We start from the raw sequence: 13,860 nt of genomic DNA, 5'->3' as shown, positions 1-13,860 counted from the left end.
TCGTGGGGACACCGCCCGCGCGAGCGCAGCCGAGCGTGGGGGAGCGTGTCGGCGAGCCGGCCGGAAGGCCTCGTACGGGACGTACTTGGGCTTTCGGCCGGTGCGGCGAGCGGGCGTGCCGGGCGTCCGACGGGGAGAACGTCGCCGGTCGCGGCACTAGCATGCGGGCATGGCGAAGAAGCTCGTGATCAAGGTGACGGCGGGGGCCGATGCCCCTGAGCGGTGCTCTCAGGCGTTCACGGTGGCGGCGGTGGCCGTCGCCAGCGGTGTCGAGGTGTCCCTCTGGCTGACGGGCGAGTCCGCGTGGTTCGCGCTGCCCGGCCGCGCCGCCGAGTTCGAGCTGCCGCACGCCGCCCCGCTGCCCGATCTGATCGACTCGCTGCTCGCGGGCGGCCGGATCACCCTGTGCACCCAGTGCGCGGCCCGCCGGGACATCACCGAGAAGGACGTCATCGAGGGCGTACGGATCGCCGGCGCCCAGGTGTTCGTGCAGGAGGCCATGGCGGACGACACCCAGGCGCTCGTCTACTGAGGGCACTCGTCCGGCGCGGGCCCCAGGTCCGCCGCCACCGGGCGTCCGGGCGTCCCGGATCACGATCGGCGTCTCTTGCCGTCCAGCTCGTCCCACCACTCGTCGGACTTCGGGTCGCCGGAGGGGTCGTCCCACCAGCGGTCGTCGGGGCCGCGCCGGTTGGCGACGACGGCGGCGAGCGGCGGGATGACCATGGCGACCACGCACATGCCGACCGCGACCGGGACCGACCAGAGGCGTACGACGCCCCAGGCCAGGACGAAGAGGGCCAGGCACGTGCCCATCATGGCGAAGTACAGGTGGCGCCTGCGGGCGTACATACCTCCAGCGTAGGTCCGCGCACGGCTGAGGGCCGCACTCCGTGGAGTGCGGCCCTCAGCTGTTCGACTGTTCGACGAGCCCGTCTCAGACGGCGATCGCGACCTCCGCCAGGCCGCCCTTCTCGGCGACGACGGTCCGGTCGGCGGTGCCGCCGGGGACGAGCGCGCGGACGGTCCAGGTGCCCTCGGCCGCGTAGAAGCGGAACTGGCCCGTCGCGGAGGTCGGGACCTCCGCCGTGAACTCGCCGGTCGAGTCCAGCAGACGGACGTAGCCCGTCACCGGCTCGCCGTCGCGGGTCACCTGACCCTGGATCGTGGTCTCACCGGGCTTGATCGTCGAGGCGTCGGGGCCGCCGGCCTTCGCTCCACACATGTCTTTCTCCATCAGGGGTCTGACCGGAAGGAAGGCCGGTCGGGACGAACGGGGGTGTGCGGGTACCGCTGGGTGCTTACTTGTTGGCGCCGAGCTCGATCGGGACGCCGACGAGGCTGCCGTACTCGGTCCAGGAGCCGTCGTAGTTCTTGACGTTCTCGACACCGAGCAGCTCGTGCAGGACGAACCAGGTCAGCGCGGAGCGCTCACCGATGCGGCAGTAGGCGATGGTGTCCTTCGCGAGGTCCACCTGCTCCTCGGCGTAGAGCTCCTTGAGCTCCTCGTCCGACTTGAAGGTGCCGTCGTCGTTGGCGTTCTTCGACCACGGGATGTTGCGGGCGGACGGGACGTGGCCCGGACGCTGCGACTGCTCCTGCGGCAGGTGGGCCGGGGCGAGCAGCTTGCCGGAGAACTCGTCGGGCGAGCGCACGTCGACCAGGTTCTGCGAGCCGATCGCGGCGACGACGTCGTCACGGAAGGCACGGATCGCGGTGTTCTGCGGCTTGGCCTTGTACTCGGTCGCGGGGCGCACCGGCACCTCGTCGACCAGCTCGCGGGCGTCCAGCTCCCACTTCTTGCGGCCACCGTCGAGCAGCTTGACGTTCTCGTGGCCGTACAGCTTGAAGTACCAGTAGGCGTAGGACGCGAACCAGTTGTTGTTGCCGCCGTAGAGGACGACCAGGGTGTCGTTGCCGATGCCCTTCTCCGACAGGAGCTTCTCGAAGCCCTCCTGGTCGACGAAGTCACGGCGGACCGGGTCCTGGAGGTCCTTGGTCCAGTCGATCCGGATCGCGTTCTTGATGTGGTTCTTCTCGTACGCGGTCGTGTCCTCGTCGACCTCGACGATGGCGATGTTCGGGTCGTCGAGGTTGGCCTCGACCCAGTCGGCGTCTACCAGGACGTCGCTGCGGCTCATGCTGTTTCTCCTCCGGGGCAGTTGCGGCGGGGCGTGCGGGTTGCCTCCGGCGCTTCGGCCGGGGCACGCAGGGGTGGGCCCTGGCTGGACAGGGCGGCATCGGGGAAACGCGACAGCGGAAAGCCGCCGCTCAGAAGGGGCGACAGAGCATGGCGGCGACGCGGCACAGGTCTACTGCCCGCCGCTTCGTGAGATCCGCCTGTCGCTTCATGAGTGTCGATCGTAGGGACGGACGGGCGGGCGTGTCACCGGCATGTCGTATGGTGAGACGCGATCGTCCGGAATGTGGGACGAAGTGGCTGCGGAGGCTGTGGTGGCGGGGCGGACGGGCCGTTGTAGCCGTCGTCACATCTACGGTACGGACGGCGTCGTCTCGCCTTTCGGACACCGCCGAGCGGCAGTACGGCCGAGGGAGAAGCCGACCGTCGTCCTACCCCGCCAGCCTGACGTTCGAACCCTTTACCGTGATCTCCACACCACCCGGCGCCGCCTCGACCTTGTCGAGCTTGATGCCGCCGGGGAGGTCGTCGATGGCCTGCTGGAAGTCGGTGATCGAACGGACGGCGTTCTCGGCGACGTCGGCGCCGCCCAGGCTGGGCAGCGAGTCGGCCTGCACCTCGACCTTGTCGCCCTTGACGCTGACGGTGCTGAGGACGGAGACGGTCTGGGGGTCGAGGGCCGGCGGGTCGATCTCGACGTTGACCTTGATCTTGCCCTTGCCGCCGTCGGAGAGGCCGACGACGCGGGCGGTGAAGCCGAGACCCACATCGGTGGGCTCCGACTTGGCGGCCTTGAGGAGCTCGTCGTACGCGATGGTCGCGGTGCCGGTGGCGCTGGTGGCCGTGGCGGAGCTGTAGTCGCTGGAGAACGTGACGCCGCGCATGGTCGCCTTCAGGTCGGCGATGCGGATGCTCTCGTCGGGCTTGCCGGTGCTCGCCTCGAAGTTCTCGATGCCGACCTCGACGTCGTCCAGTTCGCCGCCCGCGACCTGGGTGAGGAACGGGAACCCCTTGATGGACACGTCCGGGGTGCTCGTCAGGCCCTCGCTCGCCTTCAGCTGCCGGGCCGCCTCGTCCTCGGCGAAACCGACGGCCACGCGGTCCGCGACCACGAAGAGGCCGCCCAGGATCACGGCGACGATGACAAGTATTCGCAGTGCGCGCATCTCTCGGTGTTCCCCACGTAGTCCACTCGGCGGCCGAACGGTGTCTACGCGAGGGTAATCGGGCGGGCGTGAGGGCGGGGAGGGTCGGCCCGGCTTGTTGATCAGCTGTGACAGGGGGCGTTGGTGGGTGCGGATGCAGGTGCGGGTGCGGATGCGTGGAGCTTCTCGCTCACCCGCACCCGCACCCGGCAACGCACTCTCGTCAGACCAACGCGCGGCCCAGCAGATACACCGCCGGGGCCGCCGCCGTCAGCGGGAGGGCGACGCCCGCGGTGAAGTGGACGAAGCGGGAGGGGTAGTCGTAGCTGGCGACGCGGTGGCCGATGAGGGCGCAGAGTCCGGCACCGGCCCCGAGGAGGGCGCCGGACGTGCCCAGCTCGGTCGCACCGCCGACGGCGATGCCCGCGCCGGCGGCCGCCAGCAGCGAGACGACCACCGAGGCCGCGGTGGGCAGCGGCAGGGCGCGGGCCAGGACGGCCACCGCGACCGCGACCCCGCCGACCGTCACCGCGTCCGCCACGGCCGCCAGATAGCCGGTCGCGATGATCGCCAGCGCCGACGAGGCCACCGTCGCCATCAGGCCGTACATCCGCTCGTCCGGGTCCGCGTGACTGCGCAGCCCCAGCACGATGCCGAGCAGGACCCACACGCCGAGCGTCCCGAGGATCGCGGCGGGCGCGTGCTCCCGGCCGGCCGCGAAGAGGGCCGCGTCCGCCGCGAGGGCGCCCGCGAAGGCCAGCACGATGCCCTGCCGGGCCGGCCACATGCCGTTCAGCCGGAACCAGCCCGCCGCCGTCACGGCCTGGAGGACCACCAGGGGTACGGCGAGGGCGTACTCCCCGACCGCGGCGGCGCCGGCCAGCAGCAGGCCCAGGACGGCCGTGATCAGCGCCGGCTGCATCCCGGGCTCGATGATCGGCGACCGGCCCTCGGCCCGTGCCCGCTGGGCGTCGGTGACCCGGGTGTTGCCGGTGAGCGTGGGCGGGCCGTAGCCGGGCGCGGGATCCGCGGCAGCGTCCGGAGCGGCTTGGGACTGGGCCGGGGCTTGAGGCTGGGATTGAGGCTGCGCCTGGAACTGGGGCTGGGCTTGGGGTTGGTGCTGCCGGTGCTGGTGTGGCTGGTGCTGGGCCTGAGCGGCGTACTGGCCGCCGTACTGCTCGTTCTGGCCGTACTGCCCGTTCGGGGAACCGTTCGGGGCGTCCACCTGCTGAGGCAGGTACGCCGTCTCCGTCAGGTTGGCGGCGGGCGGGGTCTGGGGCTGGATCTGGGTCTCCCAGGTCTGGCCCTCCCACTGCTGGGTGTACTGCTGGGCGTGGGCGGCCTGGCTCTCGTCGTAGCCCTGCCAGTGCGGCTGCGCCTGGGGCTGCGACTGCTGGTACGCGTCGTAACCCTGCTGGCCGTGCTGCCCCTGCTGTCCGTGCTGCCCCTGGTGGCCCTGCTGTCCTGGGTGGCCCTCGTACCCGTACGGCTGGTTGCTCATGATGTGGGGGTCACCCTCCTGCGAACGGCGGGAGCACCTCGACCGTGCCGCCCTCGGCCAGACGTACCGTCTCATGCGCACGGGTACCCACGGGGTTTCCGTCGACGAGGAACGAGCATCGCCGCAGGACGCGGACGAGTTCGCCGGGGTGTCGGTCGCGGGCCGCGGTCAGGGCGTCCGCGAGGGTGGCCGCGTCGTAGGGCTCCTCGGCGACGCCGGCTGCGGACTTGGCTGCGGCCCAGTAGCGGACGGTGCCCTTTGGCATCTGCGTTCCTCTTGTATGAGTCGTGACGGGGTCAGGCTACGCCCCTGGCCGCGACCCCTTTCACCACCCAGTCCCCGACCCTCTCCAGCAATTCCCCGCTCGCCGCGTTCTCCGCGTGGCCCATGCCTCTCTCCAGCCACAGTTCGCCGTGGTCGCCCGCCGCCGCGGCCAGCGTCTCCGGATGATCGAGCGGGAAATAGCCGTCCCGGTCGCCGTGGACTATCAGCAGCGGGGTCGGGGAGATGAGCGGCACGGATTCCACCGGGGAGAGGGGGACGGGGTCCCAGTCACGGTGGTGGATACGGGTGCGGAAGCCGTAGCGGCCGAGGAGGCGGCCCTCGGGGCGGGTGATGAGCCAGTGGACCCGGCGCATGGGGGCCGTGCCCCGGTAGTACCAGCGGGCCGGGGCGCTGACCGAGACGACGGCGTCCGTGCCCGCGTCCGGTCGGGCCGCGTGGCGCAGGACGACCGAGCCGCCCATGGAGAACCCGACGGTGGCGACGCGCGTGTGGCCGAGTTCACGGGCCCAGCGGACCGCCGCCGCGAGGTCGAGCACCTCGCGGTCACCGACCGTGGAGCGGCCACCGGACCTTCCGTGGCCCCGGAAGGAGAAGGTGACGACGGACCCGTACCGGGCGAACACCTCCGCCACCCTTCGAACATGTGGACGATCAGCGTGACCCGTGAAGCCATGCGCGACGACCACGGCGAGATGGTCGGCGAGGTGGCCGCCCGGTGAAGTCCCGGTGCCGTCGGAGCCGTTGTATACAACGGCTTTTGGATCGTATACGGCCTCGATATTCACCCCGTCGTCAGTCCGTAGAAACCTGCGCAAAGGGGTTCGTGGCGGCCTCGAAAGGGTTCGATCGGCCGTCTCAGAGTTCGGAATGTCGAAAGATCGCGTCACATGACCTGCCGGACCAGCACTCATGTGGGCTATTCTGCTGGACAGAGGACTCGGGCAATGTCGCCCCCGGGTCCTTTCGTGCTTTAGGCAAGCTTGTATACGAGCGGAAAAACGCCAGGTGACCGCAGCTGTACAAGCCGCCGCCACACGCGTCCTCGCAGGGACCGAGGAGGAACCAGACGCATGAGTTCTCTGCTGCTCCTGACCAACGCCCTCCAGCCGTCAACGGAGGTGCTTCCGGCCCTCGGCCTGCTGCTGCACAACGTGCGCGTGGCTCCGGCGGAAGGCCCCGCTCTCGTCGACACCCCCGGTGCGGACGTGATCCTCATCGACGGTCGTCGTGACCTCCCACAGGTCCGCAGCCTGTGTCAGCTGCTGCGCTCCACCGGGCCCGGCTGCCCCCTCATCCTCGTCGTGACCGAGGGCGGTCTCGCCGCCGTCACCGCCGACTGGGGCATCGACGACGTGCTCCTCGACACGGCCGGACCCGCCGAGGTCGAGGCGCGCCTGCGCCTGGCCATGGGCCGGCAGCAGATCGTCAACGACGACTCCCCCATGGAGATCCGCAACGGCGATCTCTCGGTGGACGAGGCGACCTACAGCGCCAAGCTCAAGGGGCGCGTCCTCGACCTCACCTTCAAGGAGTTCGAGCTCCTCAAGTACCTCGCCCAGCACCCGGGCCGCGTCTTCACCCGCGCCCAGCTGCTCCAGGAGGTCTGGGGCTACGACTACTTCGGCGGTACGCGGACGGTCGACGTGCACGTACGGCGGCTGCGCGCCAAGCTCGGCCCCGAGCACGAGTCGCTGATCGGAACCGTCCGGAACGTCGGTTATCGATTCGTTACGCCCGAGAAGGTGGAGCGCGCCGCTGACGAGGCGAAGGCCAAGGCCGCCCCCTCAAAGGCGGAGGATGCGGACGAGACGGCGCCCCTGGACGCCGTGGAGATCGCGGCCGAGGCGTAGTGACGGGGAACCGCGGCGGCGTACGCACAGGTAACTCACAGGTGCGCCGTCGTACGCCCTGCCCAGGGCCGGTCCATCCGCGTAGACTCCGCGCGTGGCCAAGGTGACTCGGGATGACGTGGCAAGACTGGCGGGTACGTCGACCGCCGTCGTCAGCTACGTCATCAACAACGGACCCCGGCCGGTCGCACCGGCCACGCGCGAGCGTGTCCTCGCCGCCATCAAGGAGCTGGGGTACCGCCCGGACCGGGTCGCGCAGGCGATGGCATCCCGGCGCACCGATCTCATAGGCATGATCGTGCCGGACGCGCGCCAGCCCTTCTTCGGCGAGATGACCCACGCCGTGGAGCAGGCCGCCGCCGAGCGCGGAAAGATGGTGCTCGTCGGCAACACCGACTATGTCGCCGAGCGCGAGGTCCACTATCTGCGGGCGTTCCTCGGGATGCGCGTCTCCGGGCTGATCCTCGTCAGCCACGCCCTCAACGACAACGCGGCCGCCGAGATAGAGGCGTGGGACGCGCGGGTCGTCCTGCTGCACGAGCGGCCCGAGGCGATCGACGACGTGGCCGTGGTGACCGACGACATCGGCGGCGCGAAGCTCGCCGTCGACCATCTGCTCTCCCACGGCTACGCGTACGTCGCCTGTATGGGCGGTGTCGCCGAGACCCCGCTCATCGGCGACCCCGTCTCCGACCACGTGGAGGGCTGGCGCCGGGCGATGGACGAGGCCGGGATCTCCACGGAGGGACGGCTGTTCCAGGCGCCCTACAACCGCTACGACGCGTACCAGGTGGCGCTGAAGCTGCTGTCGGGCCCCACCCGGCCCCCGGCGATCTTCTGCTCCACCGACGACCAGGCGATCGGGGTGCTGCGGGCCGCGCGCGAACTGCGGATCGAGGTGCCGAGCGAGCTGGCCGTGGCCGGCTTCGACGACGTCAAGGAGGCGGCACTCACGGACCCGCCCCTGACGACGATCGCGACTGACCGTACGGGAATGGCCCGGGCGGCGGTGGACCTGGTGCTGGACGACGGGATCCGCGTCGCCGGCTCCCGCCGCGAACGGGTGAAGCTGTTTCCGTCGACGCTGGTGGCTCGGCGGTCTTGCGGGTGCGTGTAGCGCCTGCGCACAGCCCGTAGGGCTTCTCCACGGGGGCCGGCTCGGACGTCTTTATATGGGGCGAACGAGGTTCTGGCGGGGTTCTCAGGAAGCACTCAGGAAGGTCTCATGGTCGGGCGGCACGCTCTGAGTCATGACCGAGAGCTTCCGCCGCAGCGGCGAGTACGAGAACCCCTACCAGGGGCAGCAGCAGCACTCCGGGTACGCCGAGGGCGAGACCCGGCAGCAGCCCGCGTACCTCCAGCAGCAGCAGGCCTCCACCCCGGTGAACCCGGAGTGGCCGCCCCCGCCGGCGTACGACCCGGCGGCTGCCACCTCGGCGCAGGCCGCTCCCACCGCGCTCCTCAGCGAGCCGGTCTCCTCCGCCGGCACCCCGGAGTCCGGGTCGGCGCCCGCTCCGAGAAGGCGTACCCGGGGGCCGATCGCGCTGCTCGCGGCGGTGGCGTTCGTCGCGGCGGCGATCGGTGGCGGTACGGCGTACGGCATCCAGGAGCTGACCGGCACGGACACCGTGGCCTCCAGCGCCACCAGCACCAGCGTGGTGCCGACCAGCCAGAAGGGCACGGTCTCCGGGGTCGCCACAGCGGTCAGCCCGAGCATCGTGGAGATCAACGCCACCTCGAACGCGGGTGAGTCCACCGGTTCCGGTGTGATCATCACCAGCGACGGTGAGATCGTCACCAACAACCACGTGATCTCCGGCGCCTCCCAGATCAAGGTGACGACCAGCAACGGCAAGACCTACACGGCCGAGGTCGTCGGCACCGACAGCAAGAAGGACCTCGCCCTCATCAAGCTCCGGGACGCCTCCGGGCTGAAGGCCGCCACGCTCGGCGACTCCGACGGCGTCAAGGTCGGCGACCAGGTCGTGGCGATCGGCTCCCCCGAGGGCCTCACCGGCACCGTGACCAGCGGCATCGTCTCCGCGCTCGACCGTGACGTCACGGTCTCGACGGACGAGAGCCAGGGCCAGCAGCAGGGCGGTGGCGGCGGGCAGTGGCCGTTCGAGTTCGGCGGCCGGCAGTTCAACGGTGACACCGGCTCCTCGACGACCACGTACAAGGCGCTCCAGACCGACGCCTCCCTGAACCCCGGCAACTCCGGCGGCGCCCTCATCGACATGAACGGCAACATCATCGGCATCAACTCCGCGATGTACTCCGCCGCGGACGCCACCTCCTCCAGCGCCGGCAGCGTCGGCCTCGGCTTCGCCATCCCGGTCAACACGGTCAAGGCCGACCTGAGCACGCTGCGGGCGGGCGGGTCGGACTGAGGTCCGGTCCACCGACCAGGCAGTTCCCCTCCCGTCCCGCCGAGTCCCAGGAGTTCGACATGAACAGGCAGATCGCACAGATTTCGCACACCGTCGCAACGGCCGGCGACCCGGCCGGACTGGGCCTCGCCCTCGCGGTGGCGGCCGAACTGCACCCGGCGGTGACGAGGGCCCCCGAGGTGGCCTCCGCCGCCCGAGGCACGGCCCGCCGCGCCACGACGGCCCGCACCCACCGCCGTACGGTCCGCGGCTGATCACCACAGGCTACTGCGCGGCCGGGCGACGTGCGAGGCTAGGGCGGAACCGCGCGCACCCCTCAGGGGCGCGGGGAACCGCGCGAGAAGCCCCACCGGACCGGCACCGGGCAACGCACGGGAACCCCCACGGCGCCCCGGCCCTGTAACCCACCGCACCCGAGGACGAAGACCACCATGAGCCCCGCCGAAGGCGCCCCCGAACCCCAGCGCATCCTCATCGTCGACGACGAGCCGGCGGTGCGCGACGCACTCAAGCGCAGCCTCGCCTTCGAGGGCTACGACACCGAGGTCGCCGTCGACGGTGCCGACGCGCTGGAGAAGGCGACCGCGTACCAGCCGGACCTGGTGATCCTCGACGTACAGATGCCGCGCATGGACGGGCTGACCGCCGCCCGCCGGATCCGCGGCGCGGGCGACACCACGCCGATCCTGATGCTCACCGCCCGCGACACCGTCGGCGACCGCGTCACCGGCCTCGACGCCGGCGCGGACGACTACCTGGTCAAGCCGTTCGAGCTCGACGAACTCTTCGCCCGCGTCCGCGCGTTGATGCGCCGCAGCTCGTACGCGGCGGCCGTCGCCGCGACCGCCGAGGTGGACGAGGCGCTCACCTTCGCGGACCTGCGGATGGATCTGGCGACGCGGGAGGTCACGCGGGGCGGGCGTCCGGTGGAGCTGACCCGCACGGAGTTCACGCTCCTGGAGATGTTCATGGCCCACCCGCGCCAGGTCCTCACCCGCGAGCAGATCCTGAAGGCCGTCTGGGGCTTCGACTTCGAGCCGTCCTCCAACTCCCTCGACGTGTACGTCATGTACCTGCGCCGCAAGACCGAGGCGGGCGGCGAGCCGCGCCTCGTCCACACCGTGCGGGGCGTGGGGTACGTCCTGCGACAAGGCGGCGCTGAGTGAAAAAGCTCCTGAGCCGCTACCGGTCCCTGCCCATCCGGGCCCGGCTGTCGATGCTGGTGGCGGCGGCGGTCGCGTTCGCGGTGGCGGCGGTGTCGGTGACGTGCTGGTTCATCGTGCAGGGGAAGCTGTACGAGCAGCTCAATGACGACCTCGACAAATCGATGAAGATGCCGTCGTTGGAGCAGCAGGCCCAGTCCGCGGTCGAGAACTGCACGCAGACTCCGCAGCAGAACAACCTGTTCGGCCGGAACACCTATTTCCAGGTGGTCATGGAGGACGGAACGCCCTGCGTCATGGGCTTCTCCATCGGTACGGTCGAGGTCACGCAGACCGACAGGGACGTGGCCGCGTCCACCGGCCGCCCTGAGGCCGTCTACCACAACAGCACCGACTCGGACGGCAACGACGTACGAGTCAAGGTCGCCCCAGCGATCTACACCGACCCGATCTCCGGGGAACAGTCCAATGTGGCGCTGCTCGCCGCGCTCCCCCTCAAGGGCACCCAGTCCACCCTCAACGACCTCGCCCTGATCCTTCTCCTCGTCTCCGGCATCGGAGTCGTAGGCGCCGGCGCGGCCGGTCTGGCGGTGGCCCGTGCCGGGCTCCGCCCGGTCGACAAGCTCACGGAAGCCGTCGAACACGTGGCGCGCACCGAGGACCTGAGCATCCGCATCCCCGTGGAGGAGGAGAGCGAGGACGAGATCGCCCGCCTCTCCCGTTCCTTCAACTCGATGACGAGCGCGCTGGCGAACTCCCGCGAACTGCAACAACAGCTGATCGCCGACGCCGGCCACGAACTCCGCACCCCCCTGACCTCCCTCCGCACGAACATCGAACTCCTCTCCCGCAGCGAGGAGACGGGTCGCCCGATCCCGGCGGACGATCGCAAGGCCCTGCTCGCCTCGGTGAAGGCCCAGATGACCGAACTGGCCGCGCTGATAGGCGACTTGCAGGAGCTGTCCCGCTCGGACTCGGGCCAGCAGGGCGGCCGGCACCTCCAGATCGTCGACTTCCAGGAGACGGTGGAGGCGGCCCTGCGCCGGGCCCGGCTGCGCGGCCCCGAGCTGACGATCACGGCGGACCTGGAGCCCTGGTACGTCCGCTCCGAACCGTCCGCGCTGGAGCGCGCCATAGTCAACGTCCTCGACAACGCGGTGAAGTTCAGCCCTCAGGGCGGCACGATCAAGGTCTCCCTGGCCGAGGGTGTCCTCACGGTCCGCGACCACGGCCCCGGCATCCCCGCCGACGAACTCCCCCACGTCTTCGACCGCTTCTGGCGCTCCCCGTCGGCCCGGTCACTCCCGGGCTCGGGCCTGGGCCTGTCGATCGTGGCCCGCACGGTCGAACAGGCGGGCGGCGAGGTGTCCTTGTCGCGGGCTGAGGGCGGCGGCACGCTGGCGACGGTGCGGTTGCCGGGGGCGGCGGCTCCGCCCCCGGAGGGGCCCTGAGCGGTGGCCGGGGTGCTCGGGGTCAGTGGAAGCCGAGCATTCCGGAAGAGTCGATGTCGATGGCTAGGACGCCTGGCGGGTAGTCGTCCTCACGTCCTGTCAGGATGATGGACATGCCACCCGTCTCCAGATGCGGCGTGGCGACGTAGAGGGCATGGCAGGTATCGACTCCGCCCCACCCGTCACGCACCATTCCGCCCACCGTGACAGCGGCTGCCTGGCCGAGCGGGTCCACTTGGATGCCCGGCAGCGCGAGCAGTGCCCGACCGACGCCCTCGTCCTTCTCCTCCGCCCGCATGAGGCACAGGGAGGGGATGTGCAACCAGTCACCGGGGGTGCGCGCGACGTTGTCCGCGAGGCGGTGCAGGGCCTCGTGGCCGCGAGCGAGCGCGAGCGCCGCGTCGGTGTCGAGGACGATCACGCGGCGTGCCCCTGACCGGAGCGCGTCGCCCCACGGCCGGAGTGCATCTTCTCCGCAGCCATCGCGTAGATGTTGGCCAGCACGTCCGGACCGTTGTCGAACTCCTCGTCCGTGAGCGTGCACCCCATACGCTCACGCAGCACCTTGCGGGTAGCCGCGACCCGCTCCGCGATCTGCTCCGCCGTCGGCTGCTCGGCGGCCAGTTGCTCGATGAGCTGGCCGAGGGTCATGCCGCGTTCCTTGGCGACCTGGGCGAGATGATCGCGGGCCTGCTTGGAGACCTGGATGGTGGTGGTTTCTGCCATGGCTTCACCATAGCCCCGCCACGGCGCGAGCGCCCCGGTGCTGGGCCGCATTCACCCGGAGGTGCTCAGCCAGCCACGATGACCTTGACAAAGGCGGACCAGGCCCCTGCGGAGAACAGGAGCGGGCGGCCGTCCGGGATCTTGCTGTCCCGGACGGGGACTATGCCGGGGACTTCGTCGGTGACTTCGAGGCAGTTCGTGCCACCCCCGTCGCTGTACGACGACTTTCGCCAGACAGCGGTGCCGAGGTCGAGGGTCCGGTTCATGATCTGCACTCCTCCAGAAGCCGCTTGATGAACACGGTCGACTCGGCCGGAGTCAGCGCCGCGTCCCTGACGAGATCGTAGGACAGCCGGAAAGCCAGGACCCTGTCCGGATCATCGATCAACTCACCGATGCCGTTGCCCTCCGAGTAGGCCACGGCATCGCCGGTTCGTTGCCAGAAGAGCCAGAGGTGGCTGTCCATGAGGTCGTGCACCCCGGCCGTCCAGGGCACCACCTGAATCGCGACGGAGGGCAGTTCCGCAGCCTCCACCAAGTGCGCGAGCTGGTCCTCCCACACCTTCGCGTTCGGCACAGCCCGCCGTACCGCTCCCTCATCGAGGATCACGCGGATGCTCGGCGCCTGCGGGCGGTACAGCAACTCCTGCCGCCCCATACGCGCGGCCACCTGCTCCTCGACCTCCTCACTGTTGCCTGGCGTTGTCTGGGCTCCAGACAACCCTGACAACACCGTGCGGGCGTACTCCTCGGTCTGCAAGATGCCCGGCACCCGCAACTGGAACATCCACATGACCCGAGCCGTCGCCTCCAGCTCCATGAACGCCTTGTACTTGTCCTTGATGACCTCCTTGCGTGCGTCCCGCCACAGGCGAACCAGCAGGTCACCGGAGCCGTAATAGGTGTCCAGGTCTTCCATGACCGCCCGCTTGGAGAGCCTCTCCCCCTTCTCCAGGCGATAGAGATAGCTCTTGTCGTACGACGTCTCCGCCGCCAACTGCGTCAGCGTCTTGCCCGCCTTCTCCCGCAGGAACAGCAGGGTCCGCCCCAACGCGGCACGCCCTGATTCCCGCTTCCCGTCAACGACTTCGCCCATGTCACCCCTCGCCGTTGTCTGGGGCGCCAGACAACGGCAACCCCCTTCCCCAACGTACGGCGCACCCGTGACGATCAGGACACGAAAGGTAATCACCGCTCGTCAGGCCGACC

The 13,860-nt window shown here is 70.1% G+C and carries 18 protein-coding genes; 7 read left to right on the top strand and 11 right to left on the bottom strand.

Going from position 1 to position 13,860, the window contains the following annotated elements; translation table 11 throughout:
• Positions 1-169 precede the first annotated feature (169 nt).
• Positions 170-532, top strand: coding sequence for a DsrE family protein (locus K1J60_RS23700; protein ID WP_184892353.1), 363 nt, complete (start codon positions 170-172; stop codon positions 530-532).
• A gap of 59 nt (positions 533-591) precedes the next feature.
• On the opposite strand, the gene K1J60_RS23695 is transcribed toward K1J60_RS23700, so the two are convergent.
• The 7 genes from K1J60_RS23695 to K1J60_RS23665 all read right to left on the bottom strand — a co-directional run bounded on the left by K1J60_RS23695 (position 592) and on the right by K1J60_RS23665 (position 5,982).
• Entirely contained in the window at positions 592-852 is a 261-nt protein-coding gene (locus K1J60_RS23695) for a DUF3099 domain-containing protein (RefSeq protein ID WP_086800084.1), read from the bottom strand.
• Between the two features lie 85 nt (positions 853-937).
• Positions 938-1,225: a DUF1416 domain-containing protein gene (locus K1J60_RS23690; protein WP_019755963.1), complete on the bottom strand. Its 288-nt coding sequence runs from the start codon at positions 1,223-1,225 to the stop codon at positions 938-940.
• A gap of 76 nt (positions 1,226-1,301) precedes the next feature.
• The gene (locus tag K1J60_RS23685; RefSeq protein ID WP_033526016.1) at positions 1,302-2,141 is read right to left on the bottom strand and encodes a sulfurtransferase; all 840 of its coding nucleotides are present in this window, start codon (positions 2,139-2,141) and stop codon (positions 1,302-1,304) included.
• A gap of 430 nt (positions 2,142-2,571) precedes the next feature.
• Complete coding sequence (locus tag K1J60_RS23680; protein WP_220647934.1) at positions 2,572-3,306, bottom strand: LmeA family phospholipid-binding protein; 735 nt, start codon at positions 3,304-3,306, stop codon at positions 2,572-2,574.
• A 202-nt stretch (positions 3,307-3,508) separates the two neighbouring features.
• Positions 3,509-4,786, bottom strand: a complete 1,278-nt coding sequence (locus tag K1J60_RS23675) for a hypothetical protein (protein WP_220647933.1) — start codon at positions 4,784-4,786, stop codon at positions 3,509-3,511.
• A 10-nt stretch (positions 4,787-4,796) separates the two neighbouring features.
• Complete coding sequence (locus tag K1J60_RS23670) at positions 4,797-5,051, bottom strand: MoaD/ThiS family protein (RefSeq protein WP_033526019.1); 255 nt, start codon at positions 5,049-5,051, stop codon at positions 4,797-4,799.
• 31 nt (positions 5,052-5,082) lie between these two features.
• Positions 5,083-5,982, bottom strand: a complete 900-nt coding sequence (locus K1J60_RS23665; RefSeq protein WP_220647932.1) for an alpha/beta hydrolase — start codon at positions 5,980-5,982, stop codon at positions 5,083-5,085.
• Between the two features lie 159 nt (positions 5,983-6,141).
• Between K1J60_RS23665 and K1J60_RS23660 the strand changes: the two genes are divergently transcribed.
• From K1J60_RS23660 to K1J60_RS23635, 6 genes are all read left to right on the top strand, one after another.
• Positions 6,142-6,921 (top strand): winged helix-turn-helix transcriptional regulator, encoded by a 780-nt coding sequence (locus K1J60_RS23660; RefSeq protein ID WP_220647931.1) that lies wholly within the window; start codon positions 6,142-6,144, stop codon positions 6,919-6,921.
• A gap of 94 nt (positions 6,922-7,015) precedes the next feature.
• Positions 7,016-8,038 (top strand): LacI family DNA-binding transcriptional regulator, encoded by a 1,023-nt coding sequence (locus K1J60_RS23655; protein WP_220647930.1) that lies wholly within the window; start codon positions 7,016-7,018, stop codon positions 8,036-8,038.
• Positions 8,039-8,171: 133 nt separating this feature from the next.
• Positions 8,172-9,311, top strand: coding sequence for a S1C family serine protease (locus K1J60_RS23650; protein WP_220647929.1), 1,140 nt, complete (start codon positions 8,172-8,174; stop codon positions 9,309-9,311).
• 59 nt (positions 9,312-9,370) lie between these two features.
• The gene (locus tag K1J60_RS23645; protein WP_220647928.1) at positions 9,371-9,565 is read left to right on the top strand and encodes a hypothetical protein; all 195 of its coding nucleotides are present in this window, start codon (positions 9,371-9,373) and stop codon (positions 9,563-9,565) included.
• A gap of 177 nt (positions 9,566-9,742) precedes the next feature.
• Complete coding sequence (locus K1J60_RS23640) at positions 9,743-10,477, top strand: response regulator transcription factor (RefSeq protein WP_220647927.1); 735 nt, start codon at positions 9,743-9,745, stop codon at positions 10,475-10,477.
• Positions 10,474-11,925: a HAMP domain-containing sensor histidine kinase gene (locus tag K1J60_RS23635; RefSeq protein ID WP_220647926.1), complete on the top strand. Its 1,452-nt coding sequence runs from the start codon at positions 10,474-10,476 to the stop codon at positions 11,923-11,925. The genes K1J60_RS23640 and K1J60_RS23635 overlap by 4 nt, the downstream gene beginning before the upstream one ends.
• A 22-nt stretch (positions 11,926-11,947) precedes the next feature.
• Here K1J60_RS23635 and K1J60_RS23630 read toward each other — a convergent pair whose 3' ends face one another.
• From K1J60_RS23630 to K1J60_RS23615, 4 genes are all read right to left on the bottom strand, one after another.
• Positions 11,948-12,346: a PIN domain-containing protein gene (locus tag K1J60_RS23630; protein ID WP_220647925.1), complete on the bottom strand. Its 399-nt coding sequence runs from the start codon at positions 12,344-12,346 to the stop codon at positions 11,948-11,950.
• Entirely contained in the window at positions 12,343-12,651 is a 309-nt protein-coding gene (locus K1J60_RS23625) for a hypothetical protein (protein WP_220647924.1), read from the bottom strand. The genes K1J60_RS23630 and K1J60_RS23625 overlap by 4 nt, the downstream gene beginning before the upstream one ends.
• Before the next feature lie 65 nt (positions 12,652-12,716).
• The gene (locus K1J60_RS23620) at positions 12,717-12,917 is read right to left on the bottom strand and encodes a DUF397 domain-containing protein (RefSeq protein WP_220647923.1); all 201 of its coding nucleotides are present in this window, start codon (positions 12,915-12,917) and stop codon (positions 12,717-12,719) included.
• Positions 12,914-13,747, bottom strand: coding sequence for a helix-turn-helix domain-containing protein (locus tag K1J60_RS23615; RefSeq protein WP_220647922.1), 834 nt, complete (start codon positions 13,745-13,747; stop codon positions 12,914-12,916). Before K1J60_RS23615 ends, K1J60_RS23620 begins: the two co-directional genes overlap by 4 nt.
• Positions 13,748-13,860: the final 113 nt, after the last annotated feature.

The organism is Streptomyces akebiae (genome assembly GCF_019599145.1).
GTDB classification, from domain to species: Bacteria; Actinomycetota; Actinomycetes; order Streptomycetales; family Streptomycetaceae; genus Streptomyces; species Streptomyces akebiae.
The sequence above is the reverse complement of the archived record's forward strand: the minus strand, read 5'-3'. Positions and strand labels throughout refer to the sequence as shown.

What these genes read in the sequence shown, in the direction of transcription:
- K1J60_RS23660 (WP_220647931.1), top strand. Translation starts at nt 6,142, where the DNA reads ATGAGTTCTCTGCTGCTCCTGACCAACGCCCTCCAGCCGTCAACGGAG.
- K1J60_RS23670 (WP_033526019.1), bottom strand. Translation starts at nt 5,051, where the DNA reads ATGCCAAAGGGCACCGTCCGCTACTGGGCCGCAGCCAAGTCCGCAGCC.
- K1J60_RS23700 (WP_184892353.1), top strand. Translation starts at nt 170, where the DNA reads ATGGCGAAGAAGCTCGTGATCAAGGTGACGGCGGGGGCCGATGCCCCT.
- K1J60_RS23680 (WP_220647934.1), bottom strand. Translation starts at nt 3,306, where the DNA reads ATGCGCGCACTGCGAATACTTGTCATCGTCGCCGTGATCCTGGGCGGC.
- K1J60_RS23650 (WP_220647929.1), top strand. Translation starts at nt 8,172, where the DNA reads ATGACCGAGAGCTTCCGCCGCAGCGGCGAGTACGAGAACCCCTACCAG.
- K1J60_RS23695 (WP_086800084.1), bottom strand. Translation starts at nt 852, where the DNA reads ATGTACGCCCGCAGGCGCCACCTGTACTTCGCCATGATGGGCACGTGC.
- K1J60_RS23675 (WP_220647933.1), bottom strand. Translation starts at nt 4,786, where the DNA reads ATGAGCAACCAGCCGTACGGGTACGAGGGCCACCCAGGACAGCAGGGC.
- K1J60_RS23645 (WP_220647928.1), top strand. Translation starts at nt 9,371, where the DNA reads ATGAACAGGCAGATCGCACAGATTTCGCACACCGTCGCAACGGCCGGC.
- K1J60_RS23615 (WP_220647922.1), bottom strand. Translation starts at nt 13,747, where the DNA reads ATGGGCGAAGTCGTTGACGGGAAGCGGGAATCAGGGCGTGCCGCGTTG.
- K1J60_RS23685 (WP_033526016.1), bottom strand. Translation starts at nt 2,141, where the DNA reads ATGAGCCGCAGCGACGTCCTGGTAGACGCCGACTGGGTCGAGGCCAAC.
- K1J60_RS23640 (WP_220647927.1), top strand. Translation starts at nt 9,743, where the DNA reads ATGAGCCCCGCCGAAGGCGCCCCCGAACCCCAGCGCATCCTCATCGTC.
- K1J60_RS23690 (WP_019755963.1), bottom strand. Translation starts at nt 1,225, where the DNA reads ATGTGTGGAGCGAAGGCCGGCGGCCCCGACGCCTCGACGATCAAGCCC.
- K1J60_RS23620 (WP_220647923.1), bottom strand. Translation starts at nt 12,917, where the DNA reads ATGAACCGGACCCTCGACCTCGGCACCGCTGTCTGGCGAAAGTCGTCG.
- K1J60_RS23665 (WP_220647932.1), bottom strand. Translation starts at nt 5,982, where the DNA reads ATGAGTGCTGGTCCGGCAGGTCATGTGACGCGATCTTTCGACATTCCG.
- K1J60_RS23625 (WP_220647924.1), bottom strand. Translation starts at nt 12,651, where the DNA reads ATGGCAGAAACCACCACCATCCAGGTCTCCAAGCAGGCCCGCGATCAT.